The organism is Massilia sp. YIM B02769 (assembly GCF_030411995.1).
Taxonomy (GTDB): Bacteria; Pseudomonadota; Gammaproteobacteria; order Burkholderiales; family Burkholderiaceae_D; genus Telluria.
Window position 1 is genome coordinate 212070 of the sequence record NZ_JASNRC010000004.1, and the last position, 21388, is coordinate 233457.

The 21388-nt window shown below is 67.7% G+C and carries 17 protein-coding genes; 12 read left to right on the plus strand and 5 right to left on the minus strand.

Annotated elements, in window-relative coordinates; translation table 11 throughout:
• Positions 1-21 precede the first annotated feature (21 nt).
• The 4 genes from QPK31_RS08230 to QPK31_RS08245 are packed head-to-tail and all read right to left on the minus strand — an operon-like array spanning position 22 to position 4387.
• A complete protein-coding gene (locus QPK31_RS08230; RefSeq protein ID WP_290422469.1) occupies positions 22-1056 on the minus strand; it encodes an HlyD family secretion protein in 1035 nt (344 codons plus the stop codon).
• 27 nt (positions 1057-1083) lie between these two features.
• Entirely contained in the window at positions 1084-2664 is a 1581-nt protein-coding gene (locus tag QPK31_RS08235) for an MFS transporter (RefSeq protein WP_290422470.1), read from the minus strand.
• Complete coding sequence (locus tag QPK31_RS08240) at positions 2661-2921, minus strand: hypothetical protein (protein WP_290422471.1); 261 nt, start codon at positions 2919-2921, stop codon at positions 2661-2663. The genes QPK31_RS08235 and QPK31_RS08240 overlap by 4 nt, the downstream gene beginning before the upstream one ends.
• Complete coding sequence (locus tag QPK31_RS08245; RefSeq protein ID WP_290422472.1) at positions 2921-4387, minus strand: efflux transporter outer membrane subunit; 1467 nt, start codon at positions 4385-4387, stop codon at positions 2921-2923. Before QPK31_RS08245 ends, QPK31_RS08240 begins: the two co-directional genes overlap by 1 nt.
• Before the next feature lie 192 nt (positions 4388-4579).
• Here QPK31_RS08245 and QPK31_RS08250 point away from each other — a divergent pair, with 192 nt between their 5' ends.
• From QPK31_RS08250 to QPK31_RS08305, 12 genes are all read left to right on the plus strand, one after another.
• The gene (locus tag QPK31_RS08250) at positions 4580-5377 is read left to right on the plus strand and encodes an alpha/beta fold hydrolase (RefSeq protein ID WP_290422473.1); all 798 of its coding nucleotides are present in this window, start codon (positions 4580-4582) and stop codon (positions 5375-5377) included.
• Positions 5378-5547: 170 nt separating this feature from the next.
• Entirely contained in the window at positions 5548-7284 is a 1737-nt protein-coding gene (locus QPK31_RS08255) for a GMC family oxidoreductase N-terminal domain-containing protein (RefSeq protein ID WP_290422474.1), read from the plus strand.
• Between the two features lie 130 nt (positions 7285-7414).
• Complete coding sequence (locus tag QPK31_RS08260) at positions 7415-8770, plus strand: MFS transporter (RefSeq protein WP_290422475.1); 1356 nt, start codon at positions 7415-7417, stop codon at positions 8768-8770.
• A gap of 45 nt (positions 8771-8815) precedes the next feature.
• A complete protein-coding gene (locus tag QPK31_RS08265) occupies positions 8816-9586 on the plus strand; it encodes a sterol desaturase family protein (protein WP_290422476.1) in 771 nt (256 codons plus the stop codon).
• Positions 9587-9733: 147 nt separating this feature from the next.
• The gene (locus QPK31_RS08270) at positions 9734-12820 is read left to right on the plus strand and encodes a molybdopterin cofactor-binding domain-containing protein (RefSeq protein ID WP_290422477.1); all 3087 of its coding nucleotides are present in this window, start codon (positions 9734-9736) and stop codon (positions 12818-12820) included.
• Positions 12817-13632, plus strand: coding sequence for a xanthine dehydrogenase family protein subunit M (locus QPK31_RS08275; protein ID WP_290422478.1), 816 nt, complete (start codon positions 12817-12819; stop codon positions 13630-13632). The genes QPK31_RS08270 and QPK31_RS08275 overlap by 4 nt, the downstream gene beginning before the upstream one ends.
• Complete coding sequence (locus QPK31_RS08280) at positions 13632-14210, plus strand: (2Fe-2S)-binding protein (protein WP_290422479.1); 579 nt, start codon at positions 13632-13634, stop codon at positions 14208-14210. The genes QPK31_RS08275 and QPK31_RS08280 overlap by 1 nt, the downstream gene beginning before the upstream one ends.
• A gap of 38 nt (positions 14211-14248) precedes the next feature.
• On the plus strand, positions 14249-15799 hold the full coding sequence (locus QPK31_RS08285; protein ID WP_290422480.1) for an AMP-binding protein: 1551 nt from the start codon (positions 14249-14251) through the stop codon (positions 15797-15799).
• Entirely contained in the window at positions 15799-17259 is a 1461-nt protein-coding gene (locus QPK31_RS08290) for a UbiD family decarboxylase (protein ID WP_290422481.1), read from the plus strand. Before QPK31_RS08285 ends, QPK31_RS08290 begins: the two co-directional genes overlap by 1 nt.
• Positions 17256-17858, plus strand: coding sequence for a UbiX family flavin prenyltransferase (locus QPK31_RS08295; RefSeq protein WP_290422482.1), 603 nt, complete (start codon positions 17256-17258; stop codon positions 17856-17858). Before QPK31_RS08290 ends, QPK31_RS08295 begins: the two co-directional genes overlap by 4 nt.
• Before the next feature lie 15 nt (positions 17859-17873).
• The gene (locus tag QPK31_RS08300) at positions 17874-18680 is read left to right on the plus strand and encodes an enoyl-CoA hydratase/isomerase family protein (protein ID WP_290422483.1); all 807 of its coding nucleotides are present in this window, start codon (positions 17874-17876) and stop codon (positions 18678-18680) included.
• Positions 18681-18699: 19 nt separating this feature from the next.
• Positions 18700-20151: an aldehyde dehydrogenase family protein gene (locus QPK31_RS08305; protein ID WP_290422484.1), complete on the plus strand. Its 1452-nt coding sequence runs from the start codon at positions 18700-18702 to the stop codon at positions 20149-20151.
• 262 nt (positions 20152-20413) lie between these two features.
• Here QPK31_RS08305 and QPK31_RS08310 read toward each other — a convergent pair whose 3' ends face one another.
• Entirely contained in the window at positions 20414-21334 is a 921-nt protein-coding gene (locus QPK31_RS08310; protein WP_290422485.1) for a LysR family transcriptional regulator, read from the minus strand.
• Between the last annotated feature and the right edge of the window lie 54 nt (positions 21335-21388).

Below are 21388 nucleotides of genomic sequence, written 5' to 3' on the forward strand. Positions count from 1 at the left end.
TCGGTCTTGTATGAGGTAGCGTCAGCCTTCCAGCGCCACGGTCGGGGTCACCGACATGCCCACCTTCAGCAGGCGCGCGGCTTCCTGGCCCGGATCGATGACGATCTTCACCGGCAGGCGCTGCACCACTTTCGTGAAATTGCCGGTCGCATTATCCGGTGCAATCGGAGAAAAGGAAACACTGCTGGCCGGCGCCAGGCTGGCCACGTGGCCGTGCAGCGTGGTCCCAGGCAGCATGTCCACCGCGATGTCGACGCGCTGGCCGACGCGCATGCGCGCCAGCTGGGTCTCGCGGAAGTTCGCTTCCACATAGGCCGACTGCAGCGGCACGATGGCCAGCATGGCCGCGCCGACCTGGGCATAGGCGCCCACGCGCACGCTGCGCTGGCCGACCACGCCGTCGATCGGGGCATTGACCTTCGTGTACGACAGGTGCAGTTCGGCCGCCTCCAGGGCTGCCTTGCTGCGCGCGACTTGCGCTTCGCCCTGCTCCACCTGGGCGCGCAGGATCGCCACCTGCTGGCGCGCGCCAAGCAGCGCCGCGCTGTTCGCTTTGTGCTGGGCCGCCGCGGCCTGGGCCTGGGATTCGGCCTGCTGGCGGTCTTGCAGCGTCGCCGAACCGTCGGACGACAAATCGCGGTAGCGCGCTTCGTTGGCGCGGGCGAATGTCAAGGTCGCCTGGTCGGCCGCGACGGCAGCGCCAGCACGCTCGATGGCGCTGCCCTGTTGCAGCGCGGTGGCGCGCAGGCGCGCCAGGTCGGCCTCGGCCTGGGCCAGGTCGGCCTTTGCCATGTCGACGGCGACCACGTAGTCGCGGTCGTCGATCCGGGCCAGCAGCTGGCCCTTCTTCACGGCCTGGTGGTCTTCGACCAGGACCTCGAGCACGTTGCCGGCCACTTTCGGCGCGACCAGGGTGAAGTCGGCGGTGACGTAGGCGTCGTCGGTACTCTGGCGCGCGCCGTGGCCTTCGCCATAACTATAGGAATAGGCGCTGCCGGCCAGCACGGCGGCGAGCAGCACGGCGACGGTGATTTTTGCGGTGTTTGGGAGAGACATACTGATCCTTGATGATGCTGTTTGTATTTAATGTTGTGTGGGAGGCAGGGCCGGCGGCGCGATGTACTGGAGCATGAGCACGAAAGGCACCAGCGCCAGCGCCAGCACCCCGAGCACGAGGTAGCTGTCGCCGATCGCCAGCACGAAGGCCTGGTGCGAGACACGCTGCGCCACGTCGCGCAGCTGCTCCGGCGCTAAAGCCCCGGCCAGGCGCCGCACATTCGCGGCGGTATCGAGCAGCACATTGGCGTGCATCGCTTCGCGCACCGCCAGCAGGCGGCCGACCAGCGCGCTGCCGATCAGGGTGCCCAGCACGCGCAGGGCATTCACGATGCCCGACACTTGCGGCCCTTCCATCGGCTGCACCACGCTGGTAGCGAGGAACAGCAGCGCGATCACGGCCATCGGCTGGCCGAAGGCCTGCAATGCCTGGGCCAATACGAACTGGTCGGCCATCCAGCTGGGCGTGACGCGCGAAGCGGCGAAACAGGACAGCGCGATCAGCACCAGGCCGCCCGCGAACACATGGCGCGCGTCGACCCACTTCTTGTACAGCAGCCAGGACACGGCCGGCCCGAGCACGAATTGCGGCAGGCCGACTTCCAGGCCGATCACGGCCAGCTGCGGCGTGCGGAAGTGCCAGGCGTGGCCAAGATAATTCGCCGGCAGCAGCGAGCCGGACAGGAGCACCACCAGCAGGCCGACGAAGATGGCAAAGCCCAGCCCCAGGTTGCGGCGATGGAGCAGCTGCAATTTAATGAAGGGCATCGGGTGGAACCATTCGCACAGCAGGAAGATGGCCAGCAGCCCTCCCCCGGCGCCGAACAGCCAGCACACCAGCGGGCTGTTGAACCAGTCCAGGCGCTCGCCCTGGGTCAGGCCGATGCCGAGCATGACCAGGCCGATGAAGCCGGTGACCAGTCCCATCCAGTCGACCTGTTTGAAGCGCTCCAGGCGCACCGGATCTTGCGGAATGCCCCAGGCCACCGCGCATAGCGCGAACAGCGCCAGCGGGATCGTCTGCCAGAACAGCAGTTGCCAGACATGCAGGCTGTCGGTCCAGGTGCCGGACAGCCAGGTGGCCACGTTCGGCGCAAAGGTGGCGGTCATCGCATACAGGGCCAGGCCGTACAGGCGCAGCGGCAGCGGGAAGAAACGCAGCGCCGCCGCCATCAGCACCGGAATCAGCAGGCCGCCGAACAGCCCCTGCAAACAGCGCAGCGCCAGCAGGATCGCAACGTTCGGCGCCAGCGGCGTCAGGATGCCGAGCAGCGCGAACGTCGCCACCACCGCCAGGTGATAGCGGCGGAAGGAAAACGTGACCGCGAACCAGGCCGAGAACGGCATCGCCGCCAGTTCGAAGGCGGCGTACAGGCTGTTGACCCAGCTGCCGTCGTCGACGCCCATGCCGAAGGCGGTGCGGATGTCGGCGAGCGCCAGGCCGCCGATGCGGCTGTTCAGGCCCGACATCATGGCGGCGACGAAGACGCCGAGCACGCCGGTCAGCAGGCGCGCACCGAAAGGATGAACGGCTGGCGCAGCGGCGGGTTTGCTCGCCGGGGATGCGGCGGCCGGCACGCCGGGCACGGGAAGCGCGTGCGTCGTCATGCCGCCTCCCCGCCCTGGGTGCCGGCGAGGGTGCGCGCGGCCGCATCGGCCAGCAGCATCGCTTCGTCGCGGCTGGCGGCAACGCCCTGCCCGGCCACGCCGGTATCGTCCCAGGTCTGGATTTCCCAGTGCCAGCGGCCGTCGAATTCGTCGGCCCATACACATAGGCGGCGGTGGTGCACGCCGTAGGTGTCGTCGTCGAGATCGCGCACCCAGAGCGGCAGGTCCGATTCAATGGAGGAGGTCCAGTGCTGCATCATCCCTGCTGCCCCGCATTCTCGGCCGGCGCCCAGCCGCCGCCGAGTGCCTTGTACAGCGCCACCATGGCCAGGGCCGTGTCGGTACGGCCGCGCGAGGCGGCGTTTTCGCTGTCGAGCAGGCGCTGCTGGGTCACCAGCACGGTGAGATAGTCGGCCGCGCCTTGTGCATAGCGGCGCTCGGCGTGGGTCAGCGCACGGCGGTTTTCCAGCACGGCCACGTCGAGCTGCGCGGCGCGCTGCTGCACGCGGCGGTAGTGTGAGAAGGCGTTGTCGACTTCATGCCAGGCGCTCAATACCGTCTGCTGGTAGGCGATCGCCGCTTCCTGCTGGCGTGCTTCGGTCAGGGCGAGATTGCCCTTCAGGCGCCCGCCTTCGAAAATCGGCAGGTGCAGGGTCGGGCCGATGGCGAACTGGCGCGCACCCCAGTCGCCCAGCTGCGAGAACGACAAGGCCTGCGCTCCGACGCTGCCGGTGAGGCTGATGCTCGGATAAAAATCGGCCTGGGCCGCGCCGATCTGCGCGGTGGCCGCATGCAGCTGGGCTTCGGCGCGCAGGATGTCCGGGCGGCGATGCGCCAGCTCGGACGGCAAGCCGACCGGCACCCGGGCCGGCAAGCCGGGCAGCTCGGCGGCGCTTGCCAGCTGGGCGTCGAGGGCCCGCGGCGGTTTCGCCAGCAGCAAAGCCAATGCGTTGCCGAGGGCGGCGCCGCGCCCCTCAAGCTCGGGAATGGCGGCTTCGAAGCTGGCCAGCTGGGCGCGCGCGACCGAGGTGTCGAACTCGGTGGCCACGCCCTGGCTGCGGCGGCGCTCGGCCACGTGCAGGCTTTTCGCGGCGATCTCGCTGTTCGAACGGGCCACGCGCAAGTCGTTCTGCACGCCGCGCAGTTCCAGGTAGACGCGCGCCACTTCGGCCGTCAGCGACACGCGCATCGCGGCCGCATCGAAGCCGGCCGCTTCCAGCTGCGCCGCGCTCGATTCCTGCAGGCGCCGTGCGCGGCCCCACAAATCGGGTTCCCAGCTGGCGTCGACACCGGCCTGCGACAGGCTGAACGCGTGCTGGTCGGTGGCGCCGCTGAGGGCGTTGGTGCCCTTTCCGCTGGCGCGCTGGCGCGCATACGAGGCGCCGGCATCCACCCGCGGCAGCAGCGCGGCGCCGCTCACCTGCAAGGCGGCGCGGCTCTGCGCGACGCGTGCGGCGGCGGCCTGCAGGTCGAGGTTGGCGCCGATGGCTTCGCGTTCGAGTTCGACCAGGACCGGGTCCTGGAACAGCGTCCACCAGGACGGATCGATGGCCGCTTCGACGGTATTGCTGGAGACGGCGGCGCCGGTCTGGCTTGATGCGGTCGCGAACGACGCGATGGCCGGCATGGATGCGGGCCGCTGGAAATCGGGACCGAGCGTGCAGGCGCTCAGGGCAAGCAGGCAAGCCGAGACGCCGACGCGCAGGGAGAATGAAGCAGGCATGGGAGACGGAATCTTGAAAAGGGCGGGAATTATACCGAACGGTATCTGAATTGCGCAAGGTATCCGATTTACCAGCGCCGCCATGCGCACGGCATGGAAATCGGGAAGATTATTGCCGTGCTAGAATTTTCCGGCTCGCCGCCGCGCACTTCGCGCCTGGCGCCGCCCTTGTATTGACAACCACCCCTCCAGATGCCTGCCACCTCCGACCAAGCCATCCTGTTTGCCGATATCGCCTGGCGCGGCCGCACCGTGCGCCACGAAATCACCTGGGTCGGCGCCGCCGCGTCCCATCACCCGACTGTCGTCTTCCTGCACGAAGGGCTTGGTTCGGTCTCGCTGTGGCGCGACTTTCCGCAGCGTTTTTGCCAGGCCCATGGCCTGCGCGGCCTGGTGTTTTCGCGCTACGGTTATGGCCGCTCGACGGCGCGTCCGCTCGACGAACCGCTGCCGCACGACTTCATGCACAGCCAGGCCTGGGAAGTGCTGCCGGCCCTGCTGGCCCAACTGGGCATCGAACGCCCCTGGCTGTTCGGCCACAGCGACGGCGCCTCGATCGCCCTGCTGCATGCGGCGCGCGCGCCGGTGAGCGGGGTGATCGTGATGGCGCCGCACATCCTGGTCGAGGAGATCGGCGTGGCGTCCATCCGCCAGGCGCGCGACGCGTACACACATGGTCCCCTGCGCGAGCGCCTCGCGCGCCATCACGACGACGTCGACTCGGCCTTCCGGGGCTGGAACGACGTCTGGCTCGACCCGGCCTTCCGCAGCTGGGACATCCGCGCCGAGGTGGCGCGCATCACCGCGCCGCTGCTGGCGATCCAGGGCGAAGGCGACGAATACGGCACCCTGGAGCAGGTGCACGGCATCGCCCGCCTGCTGCCCCAGGCCGAGGTGCTGGTGCTGCCGGACTGCGGCCATTCGCCGCACCGCGACCAGACCGCGCACATCATCGACGAGGCTGGCCGTTTCCTCCTCACCCACGCTTGACGCCGGAAAGCCGGCACACCAGGCGAGCTGCTTGCATCAGTTTTTCTGATATTACGCATAAACAAACATTATTAGAATAGATGACCGTCCTGCGTTACCCTTCAGTCATAAAAGCAGTGCGATGGTGAATCTGGCCATACGAATCCTGCAACAGACATAAGGAGACGCACGTGGAGACGGCGCAACAACGTTACGACTACCTGATCGTGGGCGGAGGCTCGGCAGGCTGCGTGCTGGCCAACCGCTTGTCCGCCGACCCCGGCGTGCGCGTCGCCCTGATCGAAGCCGGCGCTGACACGCCACCCGGCCAGGTGCCGGCCGAAATCCTCGACAGCTACCCGATGCCGCTGTTCTGCGGCGACCGCTTCATCTGGCCCGAACTGAAGGCGAAAGCCACCGCGGCCTCGCCGCTCAAGGTGTACGAACAGGGCCGCGTGATGGGCGGCGGCTCCAGCATCAACGTGCAGGCGGCGAATCGCGGCCTGCCGCGCGACTACGATGCCTGGGCCGCCGAGGGCGCCGCCGGCTGGAGCTGGAACGAGGTGCTGCCCTACTTCCGCAAGCTCGAACGCGATCTCGACTTCGGCGGTTCGCCCTTGCATGGCAACGCCGGCCCGGTGCCGATCCGCCGCATCGGGCCCGACAACTGGCCGCGCTTCTGCCACGTCTTTGCCGATGGCCTGAAGCGCACCGGCCTGCCCTATCTGGAAGACCAGAACGGCGCATTCGGCGATGGCCTGTTTCCGGCCGCCTTTTCGAACATCGACGACCAGCGCGTCTCCACCGCCGTCGGCTACCTCGATGCCGTCACCCGTGCGCGGCCGAATTTGACCATCCTGTCGGGCATGCGCGTCGAGCGTGTGCTGACCAATAACGCTGCCGCGTGCGGCGTCAGCGCGATCGACAGCGCCGGCACCCGCGTGCGCTACAACGCGAACGAAGTGATCCTCTCGGCCGGCGCCCTGCAGTCCCCTACCCTGCTGCTGCAGGCCGGGATCGGCGATGCCGCCGCCCTGTCCAGCCTCGGCATCCGCGTGGTGGCCGATTTGCCCGGCGTCGGCCGCAATTTGCAGGACCACCCGGCCCTGACCTTCTGCCATTTTCTGGCGCCCGAATTCCGCATGCCCCTCAGTCGCCGCCGCGCCAGCATGACGGCGGCGCGTTTTTCCTCCAACCTGGACGATTGCGACAACGCCGACATGTATCTGTCGAGCGCCACGCGCGCCGCCTGGCATGCGCTCGGCAACCGCCTCGGCCTGTTCTTCCTGTGGTGTAACCGCCCGTATTCGCGCGGCCAGGTGCGGCTCGCGTCAAACGATCCGCTGGCCGCGCCCGACGTCGAACTCAATCTCCTGTCCGACGAACGCGACCTGCAGCGCATGGCCATCGGCGTGCGCCGCCTGGCCGCCGTGGTCCAGGGCAGCGAACTGCACAAGCACGCCGGCGACTTCTTCCCGGCCGCCTTTTCCGCGCGCGTCAAAGCCCTGAGCCGCCACAGCCCCAGCAACGCCCTGCTGACGCGGGTGCTCGGCGCCGCCCTCGACGTGCCGGCGCCGCTGCGCCAATGGCTGATCGAGCGCTTCGTCACCGGCGGCCAGCGCATGAACGCCCTGCTGGCTGACGAAGCCGCGCTGCACGCCTTTATCCGCAAGAGCGTGTTCGGCGTCTGGCACGCCAGCGGCACCTGCCGCATGGGGCCGTCGGGCGAGCGCGATGCCGTCACCGACAGCCAGGGACGCGTGCACGGCGTGCGCGGCCTGCGCGTGGTCGACGCCTCGCTGATGCCGCGCCTGCCGTCGGCAAACACCAACATCCCCACAATCATGATGGCCGAGAAGATCGCCGACGCCATCCTGGCAGGACGGCATACGCAGCGCCGGGAAGACCAGGCCGCCCTGGCTGAATAAAGGCTGAATAAAGGCTGACGAAGCGGCTGAACAAGCGGCTGGATACAAGCCGCGGGCCAGGCTGGACGGAAGCAACCGCAGCATCCACGGCGTCGCTGGCGCCGTGATCACACATACCTAGGAGACAAACATGGCTGTGCTCACCAATCAAACCGTGCTCACCGAGCGCGAGAACAACCGTCACACGCTCAGGGCGGTGGTTGCCTCGTGCATCGGCTGGTCGCTCGACCTCTACGACCTCTTCATCCTGCTGTTCGTGGCGCCGATCATCGGCAAGCTGTTCTTCCCGTCCGAGCACGCCATGCTGTCGCTGGCGGCGGTCTACGCGTCCTTCGGCGTCACGCTGCTGATGCGTCCCCTCGGCTCGGCGCTGTTCGGGTCGTACGCCGACCGCAAGGGCCGCAAGGCGGCGATGATCGCCTCGATGATCGGCGTCGGCGTGTCCACCGCCGCCTTCGGCCTGCTGCCGACGGTGGCCACCATCGGCGTCGCCGCGCCGATCCTGTTCATCGTCCTGCGCCTGATCCAGGGCGTGTTCGTCGGCGGCGTGGTCGCGGCGACCCACACCATCGGCACCGAATCGGTGGCGCCGCGCTGGCGCGGAGCGGTGTCGGGCCTGATCGGCGGCGGCGGCGCCGGCCTGGGCGCGCTGTTCGCCTCGATCGCCTATTACGCGCTGTCGGCCGCCTTCCCCGGCGAGCAGTTCGAGGAATGGGGCTGGCGCTGCATGTTCTTCACCGGGATCATCAGCGCGGTGCTGGGCATCACCATCTTCGGCAAACTGGAAGAATCGCCGATGTTCAAGAAGCTGCAGGAAGCCAAGGCCCGCAGCAAGGCTGCCAGCGCCCCGATGGCGAACCCGGTGCGCACCCTGTTCACCGGCCAGTACCGCAACATCCTGCTGGTCAACCTGCTGCTGACCATCGGCGGCGGCGCCGGCTACTACCTGACCTCGGGCTTCCTGCCGACCTACCTGAAGGTGGTGAACGGCACCCCGGCCGAAACGGCGGGCTTCATCCTGATGCTGGCCAGTATCGGCGTGATCGTCGCCTCGATCGCCACCGGCCACCTGAGCACCTTCATCGGCCGCAAGAAGACCTTCGTCTGGGTCGGCATCCTGCGCCTGATCCTGCTGCCGGCGATCGCCCTCATGATGCCGGGCGTGACCGACCCCGTGACCCTGGGCTTCTACGTGATCGTGTTCTCCATGCTGGGCAGCATGGGCTATGCGCCGATCCTGATCTTCCTGAACGAGCGCTTCCCGACCACGATCCGCGCCACCGGCACCGGCCTCTCGTGGAACATCGGCTTCGCCATCGGCGGCGTGCTGCCGACCTTCGTGTCGCTGGCCTCGCCGATGCCGACCGACGTGCCGATGTCGCTGGCCCTGTTCCTGGGCGCGATCAGCGTGATCTTCCTGATCGGCGCCCTGATCGTGCCCGAGACCATCGGCAAGCTGGACGAAGAACCGGCGGCGCAAGCCTGAACCTCGGGTTGAAACTGAGCCTGGATCGCATAAGGAGACCCTGCCATGCATGCGAAAGACCAAAAGATCCATGAACGTTCCTACCGCTTCCGGAACGAGTACGTGGCATCCACCCCGAGCTGGTACCGGGGCGAGATGCACCTCGGCTTCACCCTGCTGTTCACGGGCGGGGTGATCGCCTGGTGCCTGTTCCAGCTCGAGAACGTGCGCTGGCAGGAGTGGCTGATCGCGCTGCCCATCTTCCTGTTCGGGAACTGGGCCGAGTGGGCGGCGCACCGCTACCTGCTGCACCGCCCGAGCAAGTACTTCAATGCCGTCTACAAGCGGCACTGCGCGGTGCACCACCAGTTCTTCACCCACGTGACGCTGGAGTACGACGGCCAGCGCGAATGGCGCGCCCTGCTGTTCCCGCCGTTCGCGCCGGTGATGTTCGTGCTGGCGGCGCTGCCGCCGGCGCTGCTGGTGGGCTGGCTGTGGTCGGCCAACGCGGGCTACATCGCGATGACGACCATGGCCGCCTACTTCCTGATGTACGAAGCCCTGCACACGGCATCGCACGTGGTCGACAGTCCTTTCCTCGACCGCCTGCCGCTGGTGAACACGGTGCGCCGCATGCACGTCATCCACCATCATCCGGAGCTGATGGCGACCCGGAATTTCAACCTGACCTTCCCGATCTGCGATGCGCTGTTCGGCACCAGCGATTTGAAGAAAGGCGTGTGGCGCACGCTGTTCCATGGCAGCGGGCATGCCGGGATGGGCGAGGAAGAAAAGCGCACGCTCGGCGTCGAGGCGCGCGACGAGGCAAGGCAATAAGCAGGAGTGCGGCTGCGTTCGGCCGCACCATGCGCGATGCATCACAATTTTTGATGGATAACTTCATTATTCATTATTTGTCGTGATGCGATGTGCTCCCTATACTCGTTTTAAACAAAAAAGCATCACAGCAGGAGACACGAACGCATGGAAATGAAGCTCCACCACGCGCCCGGGCAGGATGCCGGCGACAAGCCCTACACCGGCCGCCCGATGCAGCGCATCGAAGACGCCTCGCTGCTCACCGGCCGCGGCCAGTACGGCGACGACGTCGGAGTCAAGCCCGGCACCCTGCAAGCCGTGGTGGTGCGCTCCCCGCATGCACACGCCACCCTGAACGGCATCGACATCACCCGTGCCGCCGCCGCCCCGGGCGTGCGCGCCGTCCTCACGGGGCTTGATATCCGCGACTGGTCCAAGCCCTTCGTGGTCGGCGTCAAGGCGCCGATGGAGATGTGGGCGCTGGCCGTGGACCGCGTGCGCTACGTCGGCGAACCGGTCGCCGTGGTGGTGGCCGACACCCGCTACCTGGCCGAGGATGCGGCCGACCTGGTCGTCGCCGACTACACCCCGCTCGATCCGGTCACCTCGATCGACGAGGCCATCCTGCCCGACGCCGCCATCCTGCACGAAGGCGTGGGCAGCAACGTGGTCAGCGACCGCTCGTTCCGCTATGGCGAGCCGGAAGCCGCCTTTGCCAACGCCCCGCACACGGTCGAACTCACGGTGCGCTACCCGCGCAATTCGTGCACGCCGATCGAAGGCGCGGTGGTGGTGGCCGAATGGCAGTCCGAGGAAGAAGGCTACGACGTCGCCTCCAACTTCATGGGCCCGTTCTCGCTGCACACCGTGATGGCCCTGGCCCTGCGCGTGCCCGGCCACAAGCTGCGCCACCGCACCTTCCGCGATTCCGGCGGCAGCTTCGGCGTCAAGCATGCCGTGTTCCAGTACGCGGTGCTGATGTGCCTGGCCTCGCGCAAGGCCGGCGCCCCCGTCAAATGGGTCGAGGACCGCCTCGAACACCTGGCCGGCCTGACCTCGGCCACGAACCGCCAGTCGACCATCCGCGCCGCCGTCGAAGCCGACGGCCGCATCACCGCCCTGGACTACGACCAGTTCGACGATTGCGGTGGCTACCTGCGCGCGCCGGAACCGGCCACCTTCTACCGCATGCACGGCTGCCTGACCGGCGCCTATGCGATCCCGAACCTGCTGGTGCGTAACCGCGTGGTGCTGACGAATAAGACCCCGGCCGGCCTGGTGCGCGGCTTCGGCGGCCCGCAGGTCTACTTTGCGCTGGAACGCCTGATGCAGCGCATCGCGGTCGAACTGCGGATCGACCCGGTCGAGCTGTATCGCCGCAACTTCATCCCGGCCGATGCCTTTCCTTATCAAGCGGCGGCCGGCGCCCTGATCGACTCCGGCAACTACGGGGGCGCGCTGGAACTGGTGCAGGGCGAAGGCCGCCTGGCCGAACTGTATGCGCGGCGGGATCAAGCGCGTGCCGAAGGCCGCCTGTACGGCATCGGCTTCGCCGCCATCGTCGAGCCCTCGATCTCGAACATGGGCTACATCACCACCGTGCTGCCGAAGGAAGCGCGCGCCAAGGCCGGCCCGAAGAACGGCGCCATCGCCTCGGCCAGCGTCGCCATCGACCCGCTCGGCGGCGTCAACGTGACCATCGCCTCGGCCCCGGCCGGCCAGGGCCACCGCACCGTCTGCGCCCAGGTCGTGGCCGACGTGTTCGGCATCGTGCCCGACGGCGTGGCCGTGAACGTGGAATTCGATACCCAGAAGGATGCCTGGTCGGTCGCCGCCGGTAACTACTCGAGCCGCTTCGCCGGCGCCGTGGCCGGCACCGTGCACCTGGCGGCCGTCAAATTGCGCGACAAGCTGGCCGCGATCGCCGCGCCCCAGCTGGGCGTGGATGCAGCCGACATCGTCTTTGAAGGCGGCAAGGTGTACGCGAAAGCCGATCCGGCCAAGTCGCTGCCCTTCCTGCGCATGGCCGCCAGCCCGCACTGGGCGCCGGCCCTGCTGCCGGCCGGCGTGGAACCGGGCCTGCGCGAAACCGCCTTCTGGACCGCGCCGCAGCTGGGTGCGCCGGACGAGCAGGACCGCGTGAATACCTCGGCCGCGTATGGTTTCGCCTTCGATGTCTGCGCCGTGGAAGTCGACCGCCATACCGGCCGCATACGCATCGACGACTACGTGACCACCCACGACGCCGGCAAGATCCTGAACCCGGCACTGGCCGACGGCCAGATCCGCGGCGCCTTTGCCCAGGGCCTGGGCGCGGCGCTGATGGAAGAATTCCGCTACGGCGAAGACGGCAGCTTCCAGTCCGGCACCTTTGCCGACTACCTGGTGCCGACCACCTGCGAAGTACCCGAGCCGCGCATCCTGCACATGGAAACGCCCTCGCCCTTCACGCCGCTGGGCGCCAAGGGCCTGGGCGAGGGCAACAACATGAGCACGCCGGCCTGCATCGGCAATGCCGTGGCCGACGCGCTGGGCGTGAAGGACATCGTGTTGCCGCTGACGCCGTCGAAGGTGATGGACCTGATCGGCGGCGACGAGCCGCCGCCCTCGCCAGCGGCCAAGGTGGCGCCCGCCGCACCCGCGTATTCGCCCCTGACGGCCGATGCGCCGGCTGATGGCGCCGCTGCCGACAGCGCGGCAACCAGGCCGGCCAAGGGCGGCAAGTCGCTGGCCGCGCGCGGCGAAGTGAAACTCGACGCTTCGCCCGACGCCGTGTTCCGCGTCCTGCTCGACCCGCAAGCACTGGCGAAAGTCATCCCCGGCTGCAATGCCCTGGAACCGGTCGGCGAACACCGCTACCGCGCCGACGTCACCGTGGGCGTGGGCATGATCAAGGCGCGCTATGCCGCCGAGGTAGCCCTGTCCGAACTCGATCCGCCGCGCAGCCTGCGCCTGGCCGGCACCGGCCTGTCCTCGGTGGGCAGCGCCAGCGGCAGCGGCCTGGTGACGCTGGAGCCTGTGGGCGGCGGCACCCTGCTGCGCTACGACTACGCCGCGCAAGTGTCGGGCAAGGTGGCGGCGGTAGGCAGTCGCATGCTGGAAGGCGCGGCCAAGATCGTGCTGAACCAGCTGTTCGAACAGCTGGGACGCGAAGCCGGCGGCCCCGCCACGGCGGACGGCAGCGCCCCTGTACCAGTCAAGAAACGCAGCCTCTGGCAACGCCTGCTGGCCCTGTTTGGAGGTCAACGATGAAACCGCAAGCTTTCGATTACGCCCGTCCCGACAGCGCCGAGGAAACGGTGGCCATGCTGGCCCAGGCCGGCGACGACGCGCGCATCCTGGCCGGCGGCCAGTCGCTGATGGCGGTGCTGAACTTGCGCCTGGCCCAGCCCAGCGTCCTGATCGACATCTCGCGCGTGCCGGACCTGAACTACGTGCGTGTCGATGGCAAGCACCTGGCAATCGGCGCCGCTGCCACCCAGGGCAGCGTCGAGTGGCGCCCTGGCTTGAAGAACGAAGTGCCGCTGCTGGCCCAGGCTTTCCCGCATATTTCGCACTTCCAGATCCGCAACCGCGGCACGGTCTGCGGCTCGGTGGCCCATGCCGACCCGAGCGCCGAACTGCCGCTGGCCCTGCTGGCGCTGGAGGGCGAAGTCGTGCTGCGCAGCGGCCGTGGACGGCGCGTGGTCGCGGCCGCCGACTTCTTCCAGGGCATGCTGATGACGGCGCGCGCCCAGGACGAACTGGTGGAAGAGGTGCGCTACCCGCTGGCGCAAGCCGGCGTGCGCTACGCCTTCGATGAGTTCTCGGGCCGCCATGGCGACTTCGCCGTGTGCGCGGTGGCTGCGGTCGTCAAGCCGGACGGCATCCGCCTGGCCGTCGGCGGCGTCTCGGACCGCCCCGTCGTGCGCGCCTGGCCGCGCCTGGATGGCGCCGACCTCGACGCCGCCATCAACGACTTCGCCTGGGAACTCGGGGCAAAGGACGATCACCACGCCTCGGCCAAATTCCGGCGTCAACTGGTGCGCCACCTGGGCCGCGCCGCAATCGACAAGGCTCAATGATGAAGACTTACCGTAAAGACGATGTCGTACGCATCCACCTGGTACTCAATGGCCAGCAGCGCAGCGGCACCTGCGAACCGCGCACCCTGCTGTCGGACTTCCTGAGGCACGAACTGGGCGCGACCGGCACCCATGTCGGCTGCGAACACGGCGTCTGCGGCGCCTGCACCGTGAACATCGACGGCGTGGCGGGTCGCTCCTGCATGACCCTGGCCGTGCAGGCCGAAGGCTGCAAGGTCGATACCGTCGAGGGCCTGAACAAGGATATCGAGGGACTATCCGATTTGCAGCAAGCCTTCCGCCGCAACCACGCGCTGCAGTGCGGCTTCTGCACCGCGGGCATCCTGATGTCCTGCACCGATTACCTGCAACGCAATCCGGACCCGAGCGAACACGAAGTACGCGAGATGCTGTCGGGCCACCTGTGCCGCTGCACCGGCTACACGAACATCGTGAAGGCGGTGCTGGAGACCGCCGCCGAACGCCTCGGCCGGCCGTACGGCGCCGCCCTCGCCCCGGATACCGCCGGCCACGCCGCTATCGGCCCTGCCGAACAGGCGCGTCTCGTGGACGCCTGAGCCGACGAACAAAGACGACAACAATAGAGGAGAACATCGTGCTGGATCTTGGACGCACCTTCCTGCAAAGCGTGGAACGCAGCCCGCATGCGCTGGCCGTGGTCGACGGCGAGCAGCGCCTGACCTATGCCCAGTGGTACGAGCGCATCCAGTGCGCCGCCGCCGGCCTGGCCGGGCTTGGCCTGCAACGCGGCGACCATCTGCTCGTCGTGCTGCAGAACCGCATCGAGATGGCGACCCTGCACTGGGCCTGCCAATTCCTGGGCGTGATCGCGACGCCGCTCAACTGGCGCGCAAAGCCCGAGGAAGTCGAGTACTGCGCGCTCGACGCGAATGCGCGCGCCGTCGCCTATGAACCAATCAGCGAAGACGCCGTGAAAGGCAGCCCGGCCGCGATGGCCCTGCCGCGCATCACGATCGGCGCCGTGCGCGACAGCGCCGGGACCACCGCCTTTGCCGAGCTGCTGGCAAACGTGCCGGCGTCGCCCATCCTGCAAGCGACGGCCGACGACGTGTCGCTGATGCTCTACACTTCGGGCACCACCGGTAAACCAAAGGGCGTGCCGCGCCGCCACCGTGCCGAGCGCGCCGCGGCCCTCGGCCACGTGGCCCAGAATTTGTACAAGCGCGGCGAGCGCACCCTGGGGGTGATGCCGCTGTACCACACCATGGGCGTGCGCTCGCTGCTGGCGATGGCGCTGGTCGACGGCCTGTTCGTCTGCGTGCCCAAGTTCGACTGCGCCGCCGCCTTCCACTCGATCGCGCAAGACCGCATCACCTGCCTGTACCTGGTGCCGACGCTGTACCACGACATGCTGGCCTGGCGCGAAAAGAACGGGGCCGACATCTCCTCGGTCACCAAACTCGGCTTCGCCGGTGCGCCGATGCAGGATGGTTTGCTGAAGCGCCTGACCGATACCTTCCATCCTGAGCTGTTCGTGAACCACTACGGCTCGTCCGAGGTCTACACCTTCACCATCGACCAGGACGCCACGCGCAAGGCCGGCAGCGCCGGACGCGCCGGCATCAATACCCGCATCCGCGTGGTGCCGCTTACCGCCAGCTCGCCTGAAGGAACGGTGGCCGTGGGCGAGGAAGGCCAGATCATCTGCGACCTGGAAGGCGACGAAGCCTTCGAGGCCTACTGGAACCGCGACGACGCGAATGCGAAGTCGATCAGGAACGGCTGGTACTTCACCGGCGACACCGGCTACATCGACGCCGATGGCGATTTGTTCGTCACCGGCCGCATGGACGACATGATCATCAGCGGCGGCGAGAACATCTCGCCGGTCGACATCGAATCGGTACTCTCCCTGCACCCGGCCGTGGACGAAGTGGCGGTGGCCGGCCTGCAGGACGAGCGCTGGGGCCAGAAGGTAGTCGCCTTCGTGAAGACGCGTGGCGAGACCACGCCCGAAGCGCTGAACGAACACTGCCGCACCTCCGACCTGCTGAACTTCAAACGCCCGCGCGAATACGTGTTCGTGCGCGAGATCCCGAAATCGCCGGTCGGGAAGATCTTGCGCCGCAAGCTGGTGGCGGGCGAATACGAAAGCCTGCCGGGTAACGACAAGGGAGCTGTCTGATGAACGCGCAACATTTCGATACCCCGGCCAAGGCACGCGACCTGCGCACATGGCTGGCGCACCTGGAAGCAACGAAGCGCCTGGCCGTGCTGCGCGACGGCGTGCCTTTGAGGCACACCCTGGCGGCCATCGCCAAGCGCCTCGACGGCAGCCAGGCGGCGTATTTTCCAAAACCCGACGGCCATGCGATTCCGGTCGTCTCAGGCTTCATCTCGCGCCGCGCCTGGATCGCCGAAGCGATGGGCGTCGAGCAGGCCGGCTTGCTGGCCGCCTTCCGCCATGCGGCCGACAACCCCCTGCCCTGGCGCGAAGTCGAGCCGGGTTCCGCGCCCTGCCAGCAGGTCGTGCACACCGACGTCGACCTGCACGCCCTGCTGCCGATCCCGACCCACAGCGAACACGATAACGGCCCCTACATCACGGCCGGCCTGGTCATCGCGCGCAATCCCGTGACCGGCATCCAGAACGTGTCGATCAACCGCATCCAGGTGCACGGCAAGGACCGCATGGCGATCCTGATGCTGCCGCGCCACCTGCTGGCATTCTATAAAGCGGCCGAGGCCGAGAACCAGGCGCTGGACGTGGCGGTGGTGATCGGCGCCGATCCGCTCACGCTGCTGGCCTCGCAGGCGATCACCCCGATCGACCACGACGAGCTGGAAATCGCCGGCGCCCTGCACGGCGCACCGCTGGCAGTAAGCAAATGCCTGGGCAGCGAGGTGCGCGTACCGGCAAATGCCGAGATCGTCATCGAAGGCAAGCTGCTGCCGCAGTTGCGCGAGCCCGAAGGCCCGTTCGGCGAATTCCCGAAGTACTACAGCGCCAGGGAGAACCGCGAGGTCATCGAAGTCACGGCCGTGACTCACCGCGCCAACCCGATCTTCCACACCATCGTGCCGGCCGAGATGGAGCACCTGCTGCTCGGCTCGATCCCGCGCGAGGCGACCATGCTGGCCCATTTGCAGCGCAGCTTCCCCGGCGTGCTCGACGTGCACCTGTCGGTGGGCGGCGTCGGCCGGTATCACTTGTTCGTGAAATTCCGCAAGCTGCGCGAAGGCGAGCCGCGCAACGTGATCCTCGGCGCGTTCGGTACGCACTACGACATCAAGCAGGTGACCATCGTCGACGACGACGTCGACGTGCACGATCCGCAGCAGGTCGAGTGGGCCGTGGCCACCCGCTTCCAGGCCGACCGCGATCTGATCGTGATCGCCGGCGCCCAGGGCTCGGCGCTCGACCCCTCGACCACGATCGGCCACGACTACGGCGAGGACGAAGTCGCGCCGCCGCACCTGCAGGGTATCAGCGCCAAGATGGGCCTGGACGCCACCAAGCCGGTGGCCTACCGCGGCCACGTGTTCACCAAGGTGCGCATCCCGGGCGAGCTGGAGATCGATCTCGACCGGGAAATCGTGCGCGGCGCCACGGTGGACTGGCACGAAGCCAAGGTGCGTCCATGAACAAGCCGCGCCTGGTCGTCGCCATCACCGGCGCCAGCGGTGCCATCTACGGCGTGCGCCTGCTGCAGGCCCTGCGCGAGAGCGGCGCCTGCGAGTCGCACCTGGTGATGTCGTCGTCCGGCGTGATGACGGCCCAGCAGGAACTCGACATGCGCAAGAGCGAGATCGAGGCCCTGGCCGACGTGGTGCACAACGTGAAGGACATCGGCGCCACGATCGCCAGCGGCTCGTTCCGCTCGGCCGGCATGGTGGTGGCGCCCTGCTCGATGAAGACCCTGGCCAGCATCGCCCACGGCCTGGCCGACAACCTGGTCTCGCGCGCCGCCGACGTCATGCTCAAGGAACGCCGCCGGCTGGTGCTGGTGGCGCGCGAAACCCCGTTGAATCTCGCGCACCTGCGCAACATGACGAGCGTGACCGAAATGGGCGGGATCGTCTTCCCGCCGGTGCCGGCCTTTTATACCCGGCCCGATTCGCTCGACGACATGGTCGACCATACGGTCGGCCGCCTGCTCGACCTTTTCGACCTTCCCCACGCGGGCCTGGTGCGGCGCTGGGAAGGCATGAACAAGACACACCATACCGAACACCACCAATAACATCAGGAGAACAGCATGACCCAATTGAACCACCCGGCCCAGACCCTGCTCGAAAACCTCGTCAACTTCCGCGTCGAGATCGACGCCGAGCGCCAGCGCGCCGACATCGTGCTCTCGAACGGCCAGTTCAACATCATCACCATGCCCCAGCGCGAGCAGCTGCGCTTGGTGTTCGAGGCGCTCGACGCCGACGAGCGCGTGCGCGTGATCGTGCTGCGCGCCGAGGGCCAGCACTTCTCCAGCGGCGGCGACATCCGCGGCTTCCTGGAAGCGAGCCCGGAACACGTGTCGAAGCTGGCCTGGAATATCGCCGCGCCGACCCGCTGCAGCAAACCTGTCATCGCGGCGAACCGCGGCTTCTGCTTCGGCGTGGGCTTCGAGATCTCGCTGGCCTGCGACTTCCGCATCGTCACCGACACCACCTTCTACGCGCTGCCGGAACAGAAGCTGGGCCAGATCCCTGGCTCGGGCGGCTCGGCGCGCCTGCAGAAGATGGTCGGCATCACCCGCACCAAGGACATCGTGATGCGCTCGCGCCGCATCCCCGGCCAGCAAGCCTACGACTGGGGCGTGGCCACCGAGATCGTGCCCGACGCCGAACTGGAAGCGGCCACCGACCGCCTGGTCGACGAATTGCGCTTCTTCTCGCCGCTGGCCCAGCGGACAGCAAAAAAGCTGCTGAACGACACCGAGGATTCGCCGCTGTCGGTGGCGATCGAGCTGGAAGGCCACTGCTACAGCCGCCTGCGTTCGTCGAACGACTTCCGCGAAGGCGTCGAGGCCTTCCACGCCAAGCGTCCGCCAGTCTTCAACGGCAGCTGATCCAAGGAGCCGGCCGACCATGAGCACCCTGAACGCCCTCAACTACATCGACGGCCAGTGGCAAGGCGCGGCCGGCGGCGCGACCGGCGAGAGCCGCAACCCCGCCGATGGCAGCGTCATCGGCGCCTATGCCGCCAGTGGCGTGGCCGAAGCCAGGCATGCCATCGCCGCCGCGCGCCGGGCCTTCGAGCATTCGCTGTGGGCGCATGACGCGCGCCTGCGCCAGATGGTCTTGCTGGCCTGGGCCGACCGCCTGGAGCGGCGCGCCGAACTGGCCGCCCTGCTGACCCAGGAAAACGGTAAAGTATTGGCGCAGTCGCGCGGCGAAATGGCCGGCGCAATTTCCGAGATCCGCTACTACGCGGGCCTCACGCGCCACATGCCGGGCCACTTCATGGAAGTCGAGCCAGGCGCCTATTCGGCCACGCTGCGCGAGGCGGCCGGCGTGGCGGGCCTGATCATTCCGTGGAATGCGCCGGTCGTGCTGCTGATCCGCTCGCTGGCGCCGGCCCTGGCCGCCGGCTGTACGGTCGTCATCAAGCCGGCGCACCAGACCGCGCAGATCACGACCCAGGTGCTGCGCGAGCTGGCGGCGGTCGAGTCGATGCCGCGCGGCGTGCTGAACCTGGTGCTGGAAAACGGCAGCGAGGTGGCGCAGGAACTGGTGGCCTCGAACGAGGTCGATGTGCTCAGCTTCACCGGCTCGAACCTGACCGGCCAGCGCATCATGGCGGCCGCCGCGCCGACCATGAAGAAGCTGTCGCTGGAACTGGGCGGCAAGTCGAGCTGCCTGGTGTTTCCGGATGCCGATATTGGCAAGGTGGCGCAGCGGCTGGCGACGGCCGCCACCATCATCTCGGGCCAGCAGTGCACGGCCGCGCGCCGGGTGCTGGTGCATGCCTCACGCTACGAGGAGATGAAAGGCGCCCTGAAGGCGGCCTTGTCATCCATCCTGGTGGCGCCCGGGGACACACCGGGTGCCGGCATGGGGCCGCTGATCGATGGCGAATCGCTGGAGCGGGTATCGCGCGACGTCGAGCGTGCGCTGGAGAACTGCGACGAGGTCGTGCTGCGCGGCGGGCGCGGTGCGGGCAAGCTGGCGAACGGCCACTTCCTGACGCCGACGCTGGTAGCGCATGCGGATGCGAATGCCTTCTTCACCCAGGACGAGATCTTCGGTCCGTTCGTGGTGCTGGAGCGCTTCGAGGACGAGAAGGAAGCGGTGGCGCGTGCCAACAATACCGTGTTCGGGCTGTCGGCCAGCGTGTGGACGGCCGACGGCGACCGCGGCATGCGCCTGGCGCGGGCGCTGCGCAACGGGACGGTGTGGATCAATGACCATAACCGCTTGTTTGCGGAAGCGGAGACGGGCGGTTATCGGCGTAGCGGGATCGGGCGTTTGCATGGCTACGAGGGCTTGGCCGACTTCCTCGAGACCAAGCATATCTTCCGCAACGCCGGGCTGGTGTAAGGCCGACGAACCACGCATCCTTCGGTCATTCGCGTCGTCGACGTAACCGCAACCTCAACCGTACGGTGGGCACTCCGTGCCCACGCGGTTACGCACGGTCCCGCAGTCCGCAGCAGCGAGGCATCGCTCGCACAAGCTGCAACGGCCACGAATCCGCATTACCTGGCCTGGCCTGGCTCGGCGCTAGCGGGCGACAATTCACCGCACGTAGTGCAAGGATATGCACGTAACCGCGTGGGCACGGAGTGCCCACCGTACGAAATCATTCCGGTGGCCGTTCACCCGGTGCGCGCAGGCGCATATTCGCCGCCAGCATCGAGATAAACAGTTTCGTCGCGGGATTGAGCGGCCGCCTTGGATGCGACACGCTCACCACCCGCCGCACCAGCCGTGGCGACACGATCGGATACGCCCGCAGCGCCCCGCTGGCCAGCTGCCTGTGCACCGCCACGCGCGGCACGATGGTCGCCACCTGGTTGCGCTCGACCAGGTTCACCGTCGCCACCAGCGAATCGATCTCGAACTTCGGCACCAGCTCGATGTTCTCGGCTTCGGCAAAGCTGTCGATGTTACTGCGCAAGCCATGCCCGCGGCTCGGCAGCACCAGGTCCAGCCCGAGCGACGGCAACTGGCGCAAGGTCAGGTTCGCCGGCAGGCTGACCGCGAACCCCGGCCCTGTAATCAGGACCATCTCCTCGTCGATGATGTGCTCGACGTCCAGCGCCAGCGGGCGGCGCGGCTTGTTGACGATGGCCGCGTCCAGGCGTCCGCCGGCCACCCAGTCGGTCAGCGTGCTGGTATAGCCGTCGCTCACCGTCACACCCACTTGCGGGTACTTGTTTGAAAACTCGCTCAGGGTATCGACCAGCACGCCCTCGGTGATCGAGGCGATCATGCCGATGTTCACGTGACCGCGGATCTCGCCCTCGCTGCTCAGCATCTGCGCCTGCGCATTCGAAAAGTCGCGCATGATCGGCAGGAACAGGCGGTACATCTGGCGCGCGGCGGCGGTCGGCACCATGCCCTGCTTGGTGCGCTCGAAGAGCTTCTGGCCGAAGTGGTCTTCCAGCTTACTGATCTGCATGCTCAGGGCCGGCTGCACGATGTTCAGCCGGTGCGCGGCGCGCGTGACGGTGCCCTCTTCGTACAGGGAGATGAAGTAGTGAATCTGGCGAAATTCCATGCAGGGACGGGCAAGATGAGCGACGCTCCATCTTACCCGATGGCGAGGCAGGCA